Here is a 2639-nt window from a genome sequence, read left to right on the forward strand (position 1 = left end):
CTCGCGCGGGCCGGGTTCGGCCAGCAGCGCGCGCGCCGCGTCGAGCAGCGCGCGGTGCTGGCGGGCGCGGTGCTCGGCGACGGTGGCGGCCTGGATCCTCGGCACCACGCCCTCCCTCCCGACCGGCCGGCCGGCCGGCCCCGTGACCGGCTAACCCTCGAACACCCGCAACGACCCGTCGATCATCTCGTAGACCCGGTCGCTGTGGTGCAGCACGTCGTGGTCGTGGGTCACCATCACCGTCGCCACCTCGTGCTCGCGGGCCTCCCGGGCCAGGAGCGCGACGATCTCCTGGCTGCGCTGGCGGTCCAGCGCGGCGGTCGGCTCGTCGACGAGCAGCAGCCGGGGACTGGTGACCAGCGCCCGGGCGATGCCGACCCGCTGCCGCTCGCCACCGGAGAGCTGGTGCGGGCGGCGGTCGGCCTTGTGCTCCATCCCGACCTCGGCCAGCAGCGCGACCGGGTCGCGCTCGCTACGCCGACCCCCGAACCGGCCCGGCAACCGCAGCTGATCGGCCGCGGTGAGCGCGGGGATCAGGTTGCCGGACTGGAACACGAACCCGATGTGGTCCCGGCGCAGCCGCGCCCGGCCGCGGGCGCCGGCGGCGGCCGTCTCCTCGCCGTCGACGACCACCCGGCCCGAGGTGGGCAGCGTCAGCGCCCCGGCGACCGCGAGCAGGCTGGACTTGCCGGAGCCGGACGGGCCGACGACCGCGACCAGCTCGCCGGGTCGGACGGCGAGCGTCACGGAGTCGAGCGCCTGCACGGTCTCGTCGCCGTCGCCGAGCAGCAGCGTGACGTCCTCGAGCAGCAGGCCGGGCGCGGTCGCGGTCATCGGTTGCCTCCCAGTGCGGAGAGCGGGTCGACCCGCACGATCCGGACGACGGCGGCGGCCGCCCCGGCGACGCCGAGCACGACCAGCAGCACCGACGCGAGCAGGATCGAGCCGGCGCTGAGCGCGAACGGCATCGAGGTGCCCTCGATCAGCGCTCCGGCGCCGACGCCCACCCCGACGCCGACGGCGGTCGAGGCGAGCAGGAGCAGCAGGGACTGGGCGAGGCTGTCGCGCAGCAGGTAGCCCGCCGGTGCGCCCATCGCGCGCATCACCGCGATCTCCTGGCGGCGCTGGATCGTCCAGACGGTGAAGAAGGCACCGACCACGAGGGCGGAGATCGCGTAGAGGAAGACCTGGATCAGCGTGAGCGTCGAGGTCTCGGCCGTGTAGCCGGGGGACGCGCCGTACGACGCCTCCTTGGTCAGCGACTCGGTGCCGGCGGCCCGGTCGCCTGCGGCCAGGTCGACGTCGCCGTCGGCGCGGACCGCCACCGCGGTGATCTCGTCGCGGGCGCCGGCGGAGATCGGCTCGCCGGGCCGCGCGCCGACCTTGACCCGCTGCCAGGTCTCGAGCGGGACGTACGCGATGTCGACGTGGCCGTAGGTGTGCTGGCCGGCGAGCACGCCGACGACGTGCAGCTCGGTGCCGATCCGGTCGATCGTCACCGTGTCGCCGAGCCGCAGGCCCTGGTCGACGAGCGTCTGGCTGACGACGATCCCGTGCGGGTCGCCGCCGAGCGGCTCGCCCTCGACCGGGGCGGGGTCGACGAACGTTCCGGGCTCGACGCCGAAGAGCGCCAGGTCGACGGCCAGGCCGCGGTCGCTGTGGGCGTTGGCGAGCGTGTTGCCGAACGGCGCGGCGTCCTCGACGCCGGGCTGCTTCGCCCACTCGCCCACCGCCGAGAGCGTCACGACACTGCGCGAGAACGCGGTGTCGTGGGGCACGTCCATCTCGAAGGCGAACGACGTGACGGGCATCTTCTGCAGCCCGGAGACGCCGTCGTCGACGAGCCCGACCGACAGGCCGGACAGGAGCACCATCAGCACCGCGATCAGCGCGACGACGGAGCCCATGAGCGCGAAGCGGGTACGAGCGAAGCGGAGCTCACGGACGGCGAGGAACACGATCGCCCCCTCCGCACGGACAGACGGTTGACGACACCATGTCGGCATCTTACCGACGCAGCGTCGGCATCTCCCGGCCGGGGGTCAGCGCCCGAGCAGCGCGCGCAGCGGCAGCGTGCCCACCGGCAGGCCGTGGGCGTCGTAGTAGGCGAACATCGCGCTCAGCCACGGATGGGTCCCCGGATCCTCCACGCGCTCGGCGAGGACGCCCGCCTCCGCGGCGAGTCCGGCCACCGTGGCGACCCGTGAGGCCAGCTCGTAGGTCGCGCCCGCGTGGCCGTCCTCCAGCAGCACGGTCGCGGCCGCGGCCCCCACGTCGGCGAGGTCGGCGAACCCGAAGACGGCGTGCACGTCGTACGGCACCCGCACCGGCCCGGACAGGTCGAGGTTCTGCAGGTAGGCGCCCGGCTGCAGGATCGTCCACGCGAGCCCCGAACGGCGGACCAGGTCCTCGGCCCGCGCCTTGCCGAGGTGGTGCGGCATGTCGGGGCAGTACGGCGAGGCCACGGAGTGGTAGCCGACCCGCGTCACGCCCGCCGCGCGCAGGGCCTCGAGCACGGTCGCGACGTACCCCGGCTCGTCGGGGTGGAGGTTGGGCGCGACGACGTACGCCGCGTCGCACCCGGGGACCCGCGACGCCAGGTCGGGCCAGTCGGCGCGGCCCAGCGCGACCGGCTCGGC

Annotated in this window: 3 protein-coding genes; all 3 read right to left on the reverse strand. The window is 74.8% G+C overall.

What is annotated here, in order from left to right; genetic code table 11:
- Positions 1 to 150: 150 nt before the first annotated feature.
- Positions 151 to 834, reverse strand: a complete 684-nt coding sequence (locus tag VGD85_RS19620) for an ABC transporter ATP-binding protein (RefSeq protein ID WP_331065117.1) — start codon at positions 832 to 834, stop codon at positions 151 to 153.
- Entirely contained in the window at positions 831 to 1958 is a 1128-nt protein-coding gene (locus tag VGD85_RS19625; protein ID WP_331065118.1) for an ABC transporter permease, read from the reverse strand. Before VGD85_RS19625 ends, VGD85_RS19620 begins: the two co-directional genes overlap by 4 nt.
- Before the next feature lie 84 nt (positions 1959 to 2042).
- Positions 2043 to 2639 (reverse strand): SDR family oxidoreductase (locus tag VGD85_RS19630; RefSeq protein WP_331065119.1); only part of this gene is annotated, 597 nt, incomplete at its 5' end.

It is taken from the genome of Nocardioides sp., from assembly GCF_036401255.1.
Classification (GTDB): Bacteria; Actinomycetota; Actinomycetes; order Propionibacteriales; family Nocardioidaceae; genus Nocardioides.

Excerpts from the sequence above, each read along its gene's own strand:
- VGD85_RS19620 (WP_331065117.1), bottom strand. The coding sequence starts at position 834 with ATGACCGCGACCGCGCCCGGCCTGCTGCTCGAGGACGTCACGCTGCTG.